Consider the following 14813-nt stretch of genomic DNA (forward strand, 5'->3'; position numbering starts at 1 on the left):
TGGCTTTAACTGTACCATGTAGGTAAAATATTATCCGAGGAAATCTTCTTGAAAGCCTTTACGGATGGTGCTTTTTAAGAATTTCCTCGGATAATTGAATATCTGGGATAATGCGCCCTTGTAAACAAGGGACTTATGGCGTGTCCCCGGATTTTGGCAGGTTTGCAGTCAATTCCGCAGCCCCCGGAAGATGGGACAGGGCAATCAAAAATGCTTTAACCTCTGCGCCGGAAAGGTCGGGAGCCAACGGGAAAATCCCCTCCAAAACGGCTCCACGCTCAATCAGGCGGCGGGTGCGAACCCTGCGTTCTTCGTTCCGCTGCTTGTTCTCCAAAATCTTCTTTCGGTTTTCAAGCTGCCGAATCTCCTTCAGGACTTTCTCCCGTTCTTCTTTTTGGGGGTGGGCTGTAATTTTTTCGTTCATGTCAGGCACCTCTTTTCTTTGGAAATACTCATAGATTGATGGAAATACTCATAGATTGACCGTCCATTTCTGACGCGCAAAGTACCGGCGCAGCCTCCGCAGTGCGGCATGGATGGATTTTCCCGCCTGTGATGGCGTGATACCCTCCATTGCGGCAATATCTTTCACTTTCATACCCAGCATATAGCGGGCGTGGACACGGCGAGCCTGCATAGGCGGCAGGGAAGAAATGGCTTCGTACAATCGCCGTATCAGTTCTTCGTATTCGGCTAATTCTTCTTTTTCTATCAGGTAGTCCTCCGGCGATGGCTGCGCCCAGCCGATGGCGGCATTTTCGATTCCATCGTTACAATCGAGGGAATAAAACGCCTTATACCGGAACATCTTGCGATCTCTGGCGGCCTCGGCTCTCTTGTCCAGAAGAAACGCTTCGACGATCTCATCGGACACCTCCACAAAAATGTCCTCTTTGCAAAATGGATAATATTGTTTGAGATTGATGGTCTGCATAGGCACGCCCTCACTCTGTTTGGAAAAGGCCATCATAGCAACGGCGCATATTCCGCAGCCCCCGACGGATGGAAACGCTGACCTTGCTGCTGTGGACGCCCTCTCTCCGGGAGATTTCCGGCTGCTTGATACCGGCAATGTAGTAGGCGTGAACTCGGCGGGCCTGTGTCGGAGTGGCATGAGCCAGAGCCACCGGCAGAGCTGCAATCAGGTATAGGCGGGTGGTCATTTCTTCTCGTTCCAGCAAAATATCTTCCGGCGATCTGCTGTGTTCCAGTGCGTAATTTTCCAGCCAGCTGTATGCGTCCAGAGAGTAGTAGGCGCGGTGGTAGACTTTCCGACGCTCATAGTTCTCCATCTCCCGCTTGGCCTGATACATCGCTGCCCATACCTCGTCTGTAACATCCACAAACTCGTCATGCCGGTAGTGGGGATACATCCACCGCAGATTGATTGTTTTCATAGGCTTACCTCCTGAAAATCGGAGAGGCGGGCAGCTTGTCCGCTGTCCGCCCCTCGCTGAGATAAGGGAAATGATCCCTTTCACTTGGTAGCCCGAAAACAGGTCATTCGTTAAGCCTGTTCTCAAAGAAATTTATAAATTTTTTTCTGACCGCCTCCACACTTTGATAAACAGCCACTTTGGAGCAGCCGCACAGCACACCGATCTCTGCAAGGCTCAGCCCGTCAAGCGCATAGAGCAGGAACCGGCGGCGCTGGGCCTCGGTACAGGTGTCCAGAACCGCCATCAGCTCATGCAGCGTTTCCATGCGGCAAAGGTATTCCTCCGGCGTTTCGCCGTAGACCCCTACACCCTCAGTGGTAATGATGTACTCGTCAAACTCCCGGCCATCCCAATGCCGCCGCTGTTCATGGAACAGGTTCTCCGTTTTGTGATCGGCCAGGTCAAGAAATTCATAGACTTCCAGCGTGACCTCCACGGCCACAGCTTGTCCGTTATAATTGATGGTAACTTCCATCTGCCTTTCCTCCATTCAGATTTTTTCGGGAAAATCTGAATGGGGCGGCGGAGAACGGCACCGGGGATAAAGTTCGGGCCATGCTGACCCGATGTTCCGGCTCCATAGAGACAAAAAAGCGCCCGGACGGCATAAAGCCATACGAGCGTAATAGAGTATATTTTGCTGTTTAGTTACATGGTATAGTGCATACTTCTGACCGCATTGCTCCGCTGCTGGGAACAGGCTTTTTTTAACTGGTGCAGATCATGGATACTGCGAAATAAGAAGAAGGACACGGTAAATTAACCTCCAATCAGCTACCGTGTCCCTGCAAGTCGTCATTGGTTTGTGCAAACGCAAAGAAACGGCGGCTCTGAAAATCAAAGCCGCCGTTTCATAGGCGCGTGAAAATATGTCTGCTCTGCGACGGCTTTTTTCTTTTGCCGTCGCGCGGCAGAGTATTATTCAATATTTAATTCAATGTTTCCAGTGAAATTCTCACATTCAATGCCAATATAATTTCCACCATCAGGAAGTGTAATTGTGTCACTATAAGTTCCGGTTGCTTCAATCAACGTGACTGCTTCATCAGATCCAGAAATCCAAAATACTTTTGCAGTACCTTCCGTAATCTCCAAGGTGCAATCAATGGACAGCTCCTTACCGGCTTCTCTCTTTATGGAAGTTCCTCCGAACAAATACTCTGTACCTGAAAAGTTCGTATAATCAGCCGTATAAGTCCCTGTATAATCATCAATGCCTTTTTCTTTTTCCCCTTGCAGTGACGATTTCCCTGTCAGTTCTATGGAGCCCGCAGATTGAACAATGTTATTGTAATGATTGAGAATTTCATCTTTTGAACAGCCAGCAAGCATAAAACTTCCCACAAGGACGAATGTTAATGCTAAAACTATTTTCTTCATACAATCATCACCAGCCTTTCTTTGGAGCTACCTTTTTGGCCTTTTTCTTTGTTTGGGTTGCTTCTCGTTCTTTCATGCACAAAATCAAGATGGCAGAAATAACGACAGCAAGCGCAAGACTGCAAGAACAGGTTCCGATATTCCAGTTGACTGCGGTATCATAGCTACGGTAGCCTACCATTCCAAGACTTGCGGTAATCGGATAAAGGTTTGCTAATGTCATATTTCCTGCGGCAAACATCCCTCCATATCCATAGACAAAAGCAATGATTACACCGACTAAAAAGCTGCCTGCCCTCCGACAAGTAAGAGCGATAATCGGCAGAACCGCAAGATATAAAAAGAAATTAACCGCAGTAATCTGCAAGGCTGCTTTTAGAGCTAAGGAAATCTCAAAGCCGGGAAATCCCACAATCATTTCTGCTATGATTGTAAACAGACTGCATATCAGCCCGAAAATAATAGACAATACGCCGCACACAATCAATTTTCCGGTCAACAGTTTCTTAAAAGAGATCGGCACAGTCAGAATATTTTTCAATGTGTCATCCGTCTGCTCACGAGAAATCATATATCCAGCAATTAGGCTGATACACATCGGAAAAATCATGGACATATTGTTTTTGATGACCTGTTCTGTAAGATAGGCAAAATCCCAAACGGAACCATCATTCGCCATAGAGGTAAACAAGGTCAGCAGGACGGATAGGAGCATGAGTGCAACGCCCGCCCAAAGGATATGATACCTTTTCAATTTATAAAATTCTGTTTTTACAATGCGAACCATGTTTATTCCCCCCTCTGCTTATATAATCTGTCAATCAGTAAGAACGAAACCAATGCCATGATCCCAAGAATGAATACAACTTGAAATGTTGAGGGAATTAGCCCTGTCATTTGCTCCAAGTCCATTTTTATTCCATGAGCCGCCATATCTCCCGCACTCCAAAATGTAGTCAGTGGCGTGGGCAGAAGCCATAACATAGTTTTAGGCAGTGTGTCAAACAATGCCGTAGCACTCATGTTCAGAACGCTGTAAAAGACACACAACAAAATGGAAAAAACATAGGTCTTACTGAAAAAGACAACAAGGACAATCAACGGGAGTGTTCCTGCCGTAATGAAGATCCCCGTTTCAACCGCCAAAAACAGCTTATAACCAATTCCATAAACTTCTAATGTTCCAATTCCGCAAAGAATTGTTGCAATGGTAGAAGCCACGCAAAAAACAATTCCAAAGATAAAAAGGACAATAATCTTTGCAAGTACCATTTGCGTGCTGGTTACGGGAATTGTACGCAGATTTTTGAATGTATCGTTGTCGCGTTCCATAAAAAACAGAATAGCGGCAATCACTCCGATAATGCAGGGCAGTAAAAACTGGATACCATATCCCAACACCATGTTAAATAGTCCATCGAAAGCATCTGCCCGATCCGTATATCGCTCCATCATAGAGGGCGTTGTCATCAGATAAGTCAGCGGGATTGGAAACAGGAACGCAGCCAAAATAATCAGCGGAATAAATTTCTTCCGTTTCAATTTCAAAAATTCGCATTTGATTAGTTTAAGCAATTCCTTCGCCCCCTGTCACACGCTTGAAGTAATCTTCAAGACTTTCTTCACAGGTATGTGCTTCTGATACCTCCAATCCGTTTTCTACAAAAGCAGTTACAATTTTCCCCACGGGTAGCTCCATATTGTGTAGACGCAGATTGTGGTCGTCTTGTATGGAAAAATGGGTTTCATGGAAATTGCGTTCCAAAATTCTTGCCGCCTGTGCAGTATCAGAGAGCGTAAACCGGATATGTTTACTGCTTTTTTGCTCCAACTCAGCAAGGCTTTCTTCTTCCAGCAATGCACCGTGGTCAATAATTCCAATATCGTCAGCCAGCAAGGAAATCTCCGAAAGAATGTGACTGGAGATTAAAATGGTTTTTCCTCTTGTGTCGCAAAGCTCACGGATAAAGGATCGCACTTCTGCAATACCGATGGGATCGAGACCGTTGATCGGCTCATCCAAAATCAAAAGCTCCGGATCGTGCATGACTGCAAGGGCAATCGCCAACCGCTGCTTCATGCCAAGAGAGTATTGCGAAAACAGCTTTTTATCCTTGTAAGGTAGCCCGACCAAATCCAGAGCGTCTTTGATGGCATGATTGTTTGGTACTCCACGCAGGGTAGCAAAGATACGCAGGTTCTCCGTACCGGTCAGATTGGGATAAAAACCAGGGGACTCAATCAAACTGCCAATGCGGGGCAGCAACTTCTTTTCATTTCCTTGCAAAGACTTTCCCCAGATTTTGACCTCACCGGAAGTAGGCTTCGTTAAACCCAACAGCATTTTCATAGTTGTGGTTTTTCCGGCTCCGTTTCTACCCAACAGACCATAAATTCTCCCACGCTTGACATGGATATTTAAGTCAGCCACACTCTTTTGTGAGCCGTATTGCTTTGTCAGATTTTTTGTTTCAATGATATAATTTGTATCCATATTCAAAACCTCCTGTTCTGTAAGGTATTCTATCATGCCAACCTTGCATTAACCTTGCCGCAACCTTGCATTAACCTTGCAATTTGAAATCCAGTAAAATGACAAAGGCTCCCGCCATAAAGACGGGAACCCGCTTAACTCTCCAAAGGAAAAAGCAACATAAATTCAGTTCCTTTTCCCGGCAAACTTTCAACTGTTATACTTCCACCCATCTTTTCTACAAGCTGATGGACAATAGAAAGACCAAGTCCGCTGCCTTTTTCAGAGCGTCCTTTATCACACTTATAAAGCCGTTCAAATATGTGTTTCAAATCTTCTTTCTCAATTCCCACTCCATTATCCGCCAGCAGCAGCTCCATGTTATTTTCCTTCTTCGATAGGGAAATTTTGATTTTGTCCGCATGGCTGTGAGCGATTACATTTTGAATAAGGTTATTGATGATCCTCATATAGCTATCCATATCCAATCTTACCCGGACAGGCTGTTCAGGAATATCAATGTCATAATCAACCTGTTTATCCTCAAAAATCGGTATCCAGTCGATCAGAATATTTCTTGTCAGCTCTGCAACCTCAACGCTCTGGATCTCCAAAGCAAACTCGTTTGAATTTAACTTGAACCAGTCAAAGAGTACATCAATGTATTCTTTCAGATCATGGGCTTTCCGACGGGCGGTTTCAATATAATCATCCCGGTCTTTTCCTGTGACCAGTCCTTTGTGTGTAGCGTCAAGATACCCAAGCAGAGTAGTAAGAGGCGTTCGCACGTCATGGGAAAGGCTCGTCATAAGCTGGCGGTTGGTTTCTTCTGTCTGCCGTACAGTTGAAAGTCTGCTTTCATAGGCCACAACGATCTCATTGATTTCATAGGCAAGAGGTGCTGTCAGTTCATTTGTTGCAGATAGAATACGCCGGTTGCCATTTCCGTTTTTCACATCAACCAGCACATCGGTCATTTCTGCTATTTGTTTTTTTACACGCCGAACGAGAACGATGGAAGTCAATACAGCCACAACAGCAATCACAATGGACAAGAATACGATAATTTTCATGCTGACTACACCTCCTTATTAAACCGGTAGCCAATCCCTTTGACCGTTTGTATATACTTTGGGCTTGAAGGATTGACTTCTAATTTTTTACGAAGTCGGCTGATAATCGCCATAATGTTACTGTCATCATAGAAATATTCTTCGCCCCATACTTCCTCATAAATCTGCTGTTTGGTCAAAATTTTCCCTTGATGTTTTGCACAGTACAGGAGCAAATCAAATTCCTTTGGGGGCAGTTCAAAAGTGCCGTTTGATGTAGTAACAGAACGATTTTCAAGGTCAATCTGCAATCCGTCAAAATTTAGCTTTTGCATGGCTCCAGCTTGCTGATTAAAGCGAGTGTAGCGGCGAATAAGAGACGCAATACGGGCAATCAGTTCATCCATATCAAACGGTTTTGTAAGATAATCGTCCGCTCCGGCCCGTAAGCCCCGTACTTTAGAAATGCTGTCATTTTTAGATGTGAACATCAAAATCGGCAAGCTGTACTCCTTGCGAATTTCTTCCAGCGTTTCAAACCCGTCCATGCCGGGCATCATCACATCCAGCACCACAAGCTGATACTCCTGCTCTCTTAATTTTTGTAAGCCCTCTTTTCCGGTATTACAAAAATCAGCTTCTATGTTTTCTGCTTGTACGCTACGTTTAATCAAAGCGCACAGTTCTCTGTCATCATCTATAATCAGGATTTTATTCATGGTGCAACCCCTTCCCTTGTTTTGTCCTTCCGTCAATCGGCTTTTCTGCGTTCTTTGGGATCAGCCAAACACCAGCCATCTTTACAGCGCCGGGAATGCGCCCTCCGGCGCAATAATAATTTACCCTACGAGGTGTCACGCCCCACTTTTCGGCGGCCTCTTTCAATGTCATATAGTCCATTTCGCACCTCCACAGAGTACATTATAGTTCTCTTTCTCGAACAATGCAAGGAACGAAATGTGAATTATAAACTTCAACCAACCTGCATATAGCAACATTCCACGGGCGAAGTATGAATTATACAATGTAACTGGGTGATGTTATATGGCGAAAGTTGAAGATTGTCCCGGTTTTGAAACCTTCGGCGCAGATGTCAAAGCTGCACGAGAGGCAAAGCGTCTGGCACGAAAAACATTGGCAGAAATGGTTGGGATTGAATGGCGGTATCTTGCCAACATTGAGAATCAAGGTGCGATTCCGAGCCTGCCTGTGATGATCCAGTTGATTAAGGTCTGCGGACTTCCCGTGGAACGGTATTTTAACCCGGAGATTATGCGAGAAGAAAGCGAACAGCGGCAACGGGTCAGCCACAAGCTGAAGCTTTGCCCTGAAGAATACCTGCCGATTATCGAAGGTGCCATAGACGGGGCGCTCAAAATGGAACAGACTGCGAAGCAGAAGGAGGACGCATAATCGCGGCCTCCTTCTGGCATTTCTATATCAAGGTTCCCGGCACTTTTCCAAAAGTTCCCGACACCTCTGCTGGATTTCTCCGGTTTCTGTCACAGTCAGGTCACGGTCATTTCCAGTAATCTTATCTTCCAGAAAGTTGGCGTATGTACCCAACAAAGCGTTCCGTAAATCCTCCGGGGTTTTCTGTATTTCAGCGCTGTACCAGTCATTCCGGTGGGGTTCCCATGCCATCAATGTATAACCATGACTGGTCTGAACCACCTCATACAGAGGGTCATCATCCAGATATGCCTGAAACACTTTCAAAACCTTTTCAAAGGTCAGCATTTCCCACACCTCCCATTCAGCTGCAAATCAGTTCCCTGATTAAAATTTCCTCAATCTGTGCCGCTAATGTGTTCATCAGCCCCACCCAGCGCATAGGGTCACAGGCTTTCAGTTCTTCCGTGACACCCGCAGTCTCCATCATGTGAGGCAACATGGTGTCCACGCGCTCCTGCGCTGTCCGGTCAATCTCTAACAGGTGTGGATACAGCTTCTCGCTCATCAGCAGTTGGTTGTAGAGAATGGGGCGATGTTTCTTTAGGTAGGATTTTATCATCCTGCCGTACTTGCCGATAGAAGTTTCCGGCTGTTCAGAAAGTTTTAGGTTGGGTATATCATAATCTCCACAACGAATGTAAGTCAACTTACTCATTTTCATTCTCCTTTGCTTCGTGATGATTAGACTGCTGCGCTGGCTGCTATGCTGCCTTTGCGCGGTTCTTCTTTTGGTAGCTGACCGATAGTAGAAAAAACACCTTTTTTCATATCCTCAGCCCGGATCAAGGCTTTCTTAGCGTCCATTTCCGCTTTTTTCTTCGCCTTGATTTTGTCCTCATACCATTTTTGTGCGCCGCTGGCTTTCCGCTTCAAATAGTTCTGATGAAGCCTGTCCTTGCGTTCTTCTTTTTTTCGCAGTTCTTCCTGTTCCTCCGGGGTTAAAGGAACCGGCTGTAAAGATGGTGGGATATAGCGTCCTAAAAAATTGAAGTAGATTTCAATTTCCTGCGTAGTGTCCTGGCTGCCTTTGCGAGCGCGTTCATGGACAAGGATTTTCTCTACAAACTCATTGAGCATGGTGTTTGTCAGCGTGTCAAAATTCTCGTACTTATCAATCAGGGCTATAAATTTCTCCGCTGATTTCTGGCTCTGCTCATATCCGGTAACAGCCTTTTCCAGCTCTGCAATTTCAATCTCAAGTGCGTCCTGCTCTTTGGCGTACTGTGCGTCAAGCGCCCTATATCGTGCATCCGGCAGTTTGCCGAGGGCGTTGTCCTCATAGATTTTGCAAATCAGTTTTTCCAGTTCTCCGGCTCTCTTTTGAGCAGCGGCCAGACGCCTGCGCTTTTTCGATATATCGGCACTCTGTTGGGCAACCTGCGTTTCCTGAACGGTGTGAATAAATTCCGTCCGGTCATTTCTGGAATATTCAGCGATAGCCCGGAGCGTGTCGGAAACCAATGTCAGAACAGCACTCTCATTGATACGGTGTTGTGTAGGGCATAGTGTCCCACACGGAACTTTGGTATAATTGGAACAGGTATATTGAGAAATCCGCTTGCCATTGTTGGTGCGGTGGACATACATCTTGCCGCCGCAATCGGCACAATAGAGTAAGCCTGTGAGGGGAGCTGCTTCGCCCCAGCCGTTTGGATAGCGCCGTGCATTGCTACGGATTTTCTGCACCAAATCAAAGGTCTGCTGGTCAATAATGGCTTCATGGGTATTCTCAAAGATCGTCCATTCATCCTCAGAAACATAGTGGCTTTTCTTGTCCTTAAAGTGCTTGCGGGTCTTGAAATTGATGGTGTGCCCCAAATACTCTCGTTTTTTCAAAATGTTCACGATGGTAGATGATCCCCATCCATACGGGTCTTTGACCGGCTTTGAACGGTTCACACCCTCATTGAAGCGGGCAAGGTGTACGACAGGAATTTCAATCCGGTCTGTGGATAGTTTACAAGCAATCTGATAAGGCCCATATCCCTCCAGCGTGAGGGAGAAGATACGGCGTACCACTTCGGCGGCTTCCTCATCTACCAGCCAATGCTCCCGCTTTTCGTCCCATAAGTAGCCGTAAATCACGGTGCCGGTCAGGTGCTTGCCGCTCATACCTTTTGACTTAAACACAGAACGGATTTTCCGGCTGGTATCACGGGCGTAAAATTCATTCATAATGTTGCGGAACGGGGTAAAATCGTCATCGCCTTTCAGACTGTCCACACCGTCATTGATCGCAATCAGCCGAACTCCGCGCTGCCGCAAAACCTCCATGACCTGACCGACCTTTAGATAGTCGCGCCCCAACCGGCTCATGTCCTTGATGACGATTGCCTCTACACGCCCTGCCTCCACTTCCTTCATCATCGCCAAAAATCCGGGGCGGTCAAAACGGGTGCCTGAGATACCATCATCGGTAAAGTGCGTAGGGTTGGGCAGCCCGTTCCGGCGGGCAAAATCCTCTAACATCTGCTTTTGGTTGGATATGGAATTGCTCTCGCCCTGTAACTCATCGTCCCGGCTCAGGCGCTCGTACAGTGGGGTAATTTTTTCATTTCTCATGGCTGTACCTCCTGAAACAAAAATGCTCTAAGTGATTGCTTCACTAACCATGACAAAATCATGATTAAGAAGTCACTTAGAGCATATATCACCGGCAGCCATCTTAAATTTGCGGTACTGCTTCACGGCGAAGTGGTCCGGGTGCTCCTTCTCCAACTTGGCGAACAGCAGGTCCACGGGGGACTGGAACTCCTCGTCGTCCTCCCGCGCCTCGCTGGCGTTGATGAGGTCCAGCAGGGTGATGAAGTTGCGCTCCTCCGGCTCCGCCTCGTACCAGATGTACCCGATGAGGGCAGAATAGTACAGGCGCTCGGCTTTGACCCAAAAATCCTCGGAACTCTTTTCGCCCTCTCCCTTGGTGTTGAGGATCAGGGCGTTCACCAGTTTCAAAATGTCCTTTTCGCTACGGATATACGCCAGGGGATTGTATTTCATGGATTTTTTGAAATTGATGAGGTTCAGGCTTTTGATGCGGTATTGCCTGCGCTCCAGCAGAGCGCCAACCTCCTGTAAGATGGTGCCCTTCGGGTCCGTGACCACATACGAGGAATGGCACTGGAGCAGGTTGGGCTTGACGAAAAACCGCGTTTTGCCTGAGCCGGAACCGCCGATGACCAGGATATTTTTATTTCTTGCGTACTTGGGCTCTTTCGGGCGGCTCGACATGGTGATCCGCTCCGTCTGGGTGAGAAGGACATTCTGGGAAAAGTCCGGGTCCACATAGGGGGCGATGTCGGCCGGGGTGCCCCAGCGGGCGCTCCCGTACTCGATCCCCCGGCGGTATTTCTTCGCGTTCTTGCCCTTGGAGTAGACCGCCAGCCGGATCAGCACCGCGCCGGCGGCGCCCACGCACAGGTCCAGCAGATGGAAGCTGGGCGCCAGGCTGGCAAAGGCCGCCGAAAAGCCCTGCCCGATGTGGAGCAGCTTCTCCGAGGCGGCCGCCCCAGGGGAAAGCCGCACCCCCTGGCAGAGCTTGTCAAAAAGATACACGAAGATGAGATACGGGAGGTTGAGCAGCACCAGCTTTTTCACCTTATCGGTCATCGCGCCACCTCCCGGTCCTTGGTCTTGACCTTCTCCCGTTCCCGGTGTTTGGCCTTGGTCTGTTCCTGGGCCTGGGCCAGCCGCTCCCGGATGGTGGGGCGCTTCTCCCGGTTCAGGGTCATGGCGGTGAACTCTTTGAAGGCCGGCTGAAGCTGGTCCTTGTCCTTCGCCTTGAAGAACACATAGTAGTGCGGTGGGTCGGTGGTGGGGTCCTTCTTCAGGGCATAGTCGATGTCATACTTCTTCGCCACCGCCGAAAACGCCTTGATGTTCTGCTCCGTGATCTCGATGTTGGTCAGGGAGGCCCCATGCTGTTTGAGCTGGTGCAGGGTCTGTTTCCCTTGGTGGAGGGTGCGCTGGGAGGGCTTCTTCTGCATCTCCTCCAGCACCTTTTTCACGGCCTTTTGGAGCAGGTCCGCCGTCATCTTGCCGGCCTCCACCGAGAGGGATACCGTCCTCTGCGTGATTTCTTCCTGCACTCACATCACCTCCGTTCTCCACTGCCGTACATATCGTGGCTCACCAGGGAAGTGTAGTAGCTGTCGATGGTGGCCGGAGCGTTATACAGGGCAGCCAGCAGATATTTCTTGATGTTACGGACATAGGTGGTGTTCTCCCGCATACGGTCCAGCACATACTCGATATGGGAACTGTTCAGCTTCAGGAACCGGGATTTGACCACCTCCGCCGGATAGTCGTCCCCGGCAATGCGGATCATCTCCCGATGGGAGCAAACCGTGTCCACCATGAGCTCCACAAGTTCATCCAGCCGGTCACGGTCCAGGCGCTCATTCTGTATGAGGATGTCATACTCGATGTTCTCCAAAATCAATTCCCGATAGCTCTCTCGCTCCCGCATCCAATCCCGTCCGGCCCTATCCGAGCCCCTGGGGGGTTGGGGGCTTGATAGGATAGGATTTGATCCTTCCGTACTTGATAAATCTTTTTTTGATTTATCTTTACTTGATTCTTTAGTATTTAATTGTGCGGGGTTTTCCTGTTCAGGGTCTCCCAAGACAGGGGAAGCCTGTTCAGGATTATCCAAGACTGGATTTTCCCGTTCAGGTTTTCCCGGTTTAGGTTCCGGCGGTCTGGGCTGCTCCAGGATCGTGTACTCGATGGCGCCGAGCTGACCGTTTGCGTTGCGAACCCGCTGGCGGATCACATAGCCGTGTTCCTCCAGCTCCCGCACTCCGGCGCAGATGCTGTCAACGCCATCTTTGCAGATCCGAGCCAGCCCCTTGGTGGTATAGTCCCATTCCTCCGGCAGGGAGAGCATGAGGGAGAGAAGGCCCTTCGCTTTCAGCGAAAGCGACTTGTCCCGCAGGTGATGGTTGGACATCACCGTGTAGTCGCGGGTTTTCTCAATGCGGAATACCGCCATGTTGGATACCTCCTTCCGTTGGTTTTGAAAAGTGTTCGTTTCGGTGGTTTTGCGCCCCTGTATCACCACCCCGTCTCCCATGAGGGAAAGAATATGGGCAGTTTCACTTTCGCCGCCCACAGGCGAAAAAACAGGGGATTTTCCACCCGTATTCATACAGTTTCATGCACCCTCGGCAGGGCATAAAAAACGCCACAGGTTTGTGTAACCTATGGCGTTTGGGACAGGAAAAGGGTGCTGACATTTCATATCAGCACCCTTTGTCCTGCCAGTATTAAATTTTTGACTTCACATCGTGTTCCTTGCCTCTGAAAACATTGATTTTACTGGACTTGCTCATGTTTTCTTATTAGGAGGCGGGGGAAGCAGTTCCTTTTTTGTTCCTCTCATCTAAATGGTACTTTTCCGTTTTCCCTCCCCGCGGGACCTGGCCAATGTGAAGGTCTCCAAACGGTGGGTCAGGCTGCTGGCAAGAAGGGCTAAAACCGATGACAGAAGCACGCCCCAAAGCACCTGGTTCCACTGTTTCATGGTCATACCGTCAAACAGCAGAACGCCCAGGCCCCCGGCTCCTACCGTGGCCGCCAGGGTTGCCATGGTGATCGTAGAAACAATGGACATTTTCAGTCCGCTGACAATTCCCGGAAGCGCCATAGGAACCTTCACGCCCCAATAGATGGAGCGTTTGCTCATCCCCAGACCGGTGGCCGCCTCCACCGTGCTCGCCGGTATGGACAGGAACGCGTTGCTGATACTTTTCGTCAGAATAAACTGATTGTACAAAATCAAAGTGATGATCGCCGTGACTTCCCCCAAACCGGTGATGGGAATCAGAATCGCAAACATAGCGAGGCTGGGAATCGCAAAGATCGCATTGCACAGCCCGTTGACCGGCACGCTCAGGAACCGGAAACGATACATCAGCATGGCCACGCCATAGGCAATCACAAAAGCCACCGCCACCGAAATCAGGGAAAGTTCTAAATGTTCCAGGGTAAGCTCAATCAGTTTGTCCGGATGCCTTGTTAGATAACCAATCATGATTTCCCTCTTTTCTCATGCAATCATCTGCTTTACTTTCCCATAAGTGATCTTTCCCACCGGCTTTCCCTCGGAGTCTTCCACAATGAAATACTCTTCCCCTGTCTTTAAGAACAAGCCCAAAGCTTCGCTTAAAAACATCTTCATGCGGATACGGGTCCCCTGCTCGATCTCTTTCGGGCCTGCGGGCTCCAATAACGTCTTTACGTACAAAACCCTCAGCTTATCGTAGAAATCCCCGGTGGAAACCAGTTTCCGCACGAACTCATTGGCAGGATTCTGGAGAATGTGATAGGGCGTATCGTACTGCTGAATCTCCCCCTTGTCCATGATAATCACCTTGTGGCCCAGCTTAAACGCTTCCTGGACATCGTGGGTGACAAAGAGAATGGTGTTTTTCAGCTCCGTCTGTAACCGGATCAGCTCTTCCTGAAGGCTCTCCCTCGTCAAGGCGTCAATCGCGCCAAAGGGTTCGTCCATCAGCATGACCGAGGGTTTTACCGCCAGGGCTCTGGCAATGCCGACACGCTGCTGCTGCCCGCCGGACAGCTGTCTGGGATAGCGGTCATAAAACACTTCCGGGTCCAGCTGCACCAATTCCATCAGCTCCAGCACCCGCTTTTTCATCTCTTCTTTGCTCCATCCCAAGATCTTCGGGAGAGTGGCGATGTTCTCCGCCACGGTCCGATGCGGGAACAGCCCGCCCTGCTGGATCACATAACCCAGCTTCCGCCGGTACTCGATCAGGGAGAGCTTCATGACCGACTCGCCGAAATACTCAATATCGCCGCCGGTCGGCTCATAAAGGCGGTTGGTCATCTTTAAAAGCGTGGTCTTCCCGGAGCCCGATGTCCCCAGGATCGTTACAATGGTTCCCTCCTCGACCTTAAGGCTGACGTTCTTCACGGAATCATAGGAGTTTCCCTCAAATCTCTTGCAAACATTTTTGTATTCAATCGCAATTTTCTTTTCCATGTTTTTCC

Annotated in this window: 19 protein-coding genes and 1 pseudogene; 1 reads left to right on the forward strand and 19 read right to left on the reverse strand. The window is 48.7% G+C overall.

Going from position 1 to position 14813, the window contains the following annotated elements:
* Nucleotides 1-133: 133 nt before the first annotated feature.
* From MUB23_RS07340 to MUB23_RS07390, 11 genes are all read right to left on the reverse strand, one after another.
* The gene (locus tag MUB23_RS07340; protein WP_024739841.1) at nt 134-424 is read right to left on the reverse strand and encodes a DUF3847 domain-containing protein; all 291 of its coding nucleotides are present in this window, start codon (nt 422-424) and stop codon (nt 134-136) included.
* 48 nt (nt 425-472) lie between these two features.
* Nucleotides 473-934 carry an RNA polymerase sigma factor gene (locus tag MUB23_RS07345; protein WP_009296689.1) on the reverse strand — a complete coding sequence of 154 codons (462 nt, stop codon included), beginning with the start codon at nt 932-934 and terminating at the stop codon, nt 473-475.
* A gap of 10 nt (nt 935-944) precedes the next feature.
* Complete coding sequence (locus tag MUB23_RS07350; RefSeq protein ID WP_244799747.1) at nt 945-1397, reverse strand: RNA polymerase subunit sigma-24; 453 nt, start codon at nt 1395-1397, stop codon at nt 945-947.
* A gap of 103 nt (nt 1398-1500) precedes the next feature.
* Nucleotides 1501-1914, reverse strand: coding sequence for an RNA polymerase sigma factor (locus tag MUB23_RS07355; protein WP_118649814.1), 414 nt, complete (start codon nt 1912-1914; stop codon nt 1501-1503).
* Nucleotides 1915-2357: 443 nt separating this feature from the next.
* The gene (locus MUB23_RS07360; RefSeq protein ID WP_118512280.1) at nt 2358-2819 is read right to left on the reverse strand and encodes a hypothetical protein; all 462 of its coding nucleotides are present in this window, start codon (nt 2817-2819) and stop codon (nt 2358-2360) included.
* A 7-nt stretch (nt 2820-2826) separates the two neighbouring features.
* Nucleotides 2827-3606 (reverse strand): ABC transporter permease, encoded by a 780-nt coding sequence (locus MUB23_RS07365; protein WP_002594767.1) that lies wholly within the window; start codon nt 3604-3606, stop codon nt 2827-2829.
* Nucleotides 3607-3608: 2 nt separating this feature from the next.
* Nucleotides 3609-4394, reverse strand: a complete 786-nt coding sequence (locus MUB23_RS07370; protein ID WP_055303121.1) for an ABC transporter permease — start codon at nt 4392-4394, stop codon at nt 3609-3611.
* On the reverse strand, nt 4387-5313 hold the full coding sequence (locus tag MUB23_RS07375) for an ABC transporter ATP-binding protein (RefSeq protein WP_005341684.1): 927 nt from the start codon (nt 5311-5313) through the stop codon (nt 4387-4389). The genes MUB23_RS07370 and MUB23_RS07375 overlap by 8 nt, the downstream gene beginning before the upstream one ends.
* 134 nt (nt 5314-5447) lie before the next feature.
* Nucleotides 5448-6365, reverse strand: a complete 918-nt coding sequence (locus MUB23_RS07380; RefSeq protein ID WP_118627683.1) for a sensor histidine kinase — start codon at nt 6363-6365, stop codon at nt 5448-5450.
* Between the two features lie 5 nt (nt 6366-6370).
* Nucleotides 6371-7063, reverse strand: a complete 693-nt coding sequence (locus MUB23_RS07385; RefSeq protein ID WP_244799748.1) for a response regulator transcription factor — start codon at nt 7061-7063, stop codon at nt 6371-6373.
* Nucleotides 7056-7244: a helix-turn-helix domain-containing protein gene (locus MUB23_RS07390; protein ID WP_024738628.1), complete on the reverse strand. Its 189-nt coding sequence runs from the start codon at nt 7242-7244 to the stop codon at nt 7056-7058. The genes MUB23_RS07385 and MUB23_RS07390 overlap by 8 nt, the downstream gene beginning before the upstream one ends.
* Nucleotides 7245-7388: 144 nt before the next feature.
* On the opposite strand from MUB23_RS07390, the gene MUB23_RS07395 reads away from it, so the two are divergent.
* On the forward strand, nt 7389-7757 hold the full coding sequence (locus tag MUB23_RS07395; protein ID WP_005933665.1) for a helix-turn-helix transcriptional regulator: 369 nt from the start codon (nt 7389-7391) through the stop codon (nt 7755-7757).
* Between the two features lie 27 nt (nt 7758-7784).
* On the opposite strand, the gene MUB23_RS07400 is transcribed toward MUB23_RS07395, so the two are convergent.
* From MUB23_RS07400 to MUB23_RS07435, 8 genes and pseudogenes are all read right to left on the reverse strand, one after another.
* Complete coding sequence (locus MUB23_RS07400; RefSeq protein WP_024738627.1) at nt 7785-8084, reverse strand: hypothetical protein; 300 nt, start codon at nt 8082-8084, stop codon at nt 7785-7787.
* Nucleotides 8085-8100: 16 nt separating this feature from the next.
* On the reverse strand, nt 8101-8454 hold the full coding sequence (locus MUB23_RS07405; protein ID WP_244799749.1) for a TnpV protein: 354 nt from the start codon (nt 8452-8454) through the stop codon (nt 8101-8103).
* Between the two features lie 26 nt (nt 8455-8480).
* Nucleotides 8481-10361, reverse strand: coding sequence for a DUF4368 domain-containing protein (locus MUB23_RS07410; RefSeq protein WP_244799750.1), 1881 nt, complete (start codon nt 10359-10361; stop codon nt 8481-8483).
* Between the two features lie 90 nt (nt 10362-10451).
* Nucleotides 10452-11405, reverse strand: a pseudogene (locus MUB23_RS07415) (type IV secretory system conjugative DNA transfer family protein); the annotation flags it as partial.
* On the reverse strand, nt 11402-11884 hold the full coding sequence (locus tag MUB23_RS07420; RefSeq protein WP_193485008.1) for a PcfB family protein: 483 nt from the start codon (nt 11882-11884) through the stop codon (nt 11402-11404). The pseudogene MUB23_RS07415 and the gene MUB23_RS07420, both read right to left, overlap by 4 nt.
* A gap of 5 nt (nt 11885-11889) precedes the next feature.
* Complete coding sequence (locus MUB23_RS07425) at nt 11890-12789, reverse strand: DUF6017 domain-containing protein (RefSeq protein WP_244799752.1); 900 nt, start codon at nt 12787-12789, stop codon at nt 11890-11892.
* 390 nt (nt 12790-13179) lie between these two features.
* Entirely contained in the window at nt 13180-13830 is a 651-nt protein-coding gene (locus MUB23_RS07430) for an ABC transporter permease (RefSeq protein WP_244799753.1), read from the reverse strand.
* A gap of 15 nt (nt 13831-13845) precedes the next feature.
* Entirely contained in the window at nt 13846-14805 is a 960-nt protein-coding gene (locus MUB23_RS07435) for an ABC transporter ATP-binding protein (protein WP_330641823.1), read from the reverse strand.
* Between the last annotated feature and the right edge of the window lie 8 nt (nt 14806-14813).

The organism is Cuneatibacter sp. NSJ-177 (assembly GCF_022867805.1).
Taxonomy (GTDB): domain Bacteria; phylum Bacillota; class Clostridia; order Lachnospirales; family Lachnospiraceae; genus Pseudolachnospira.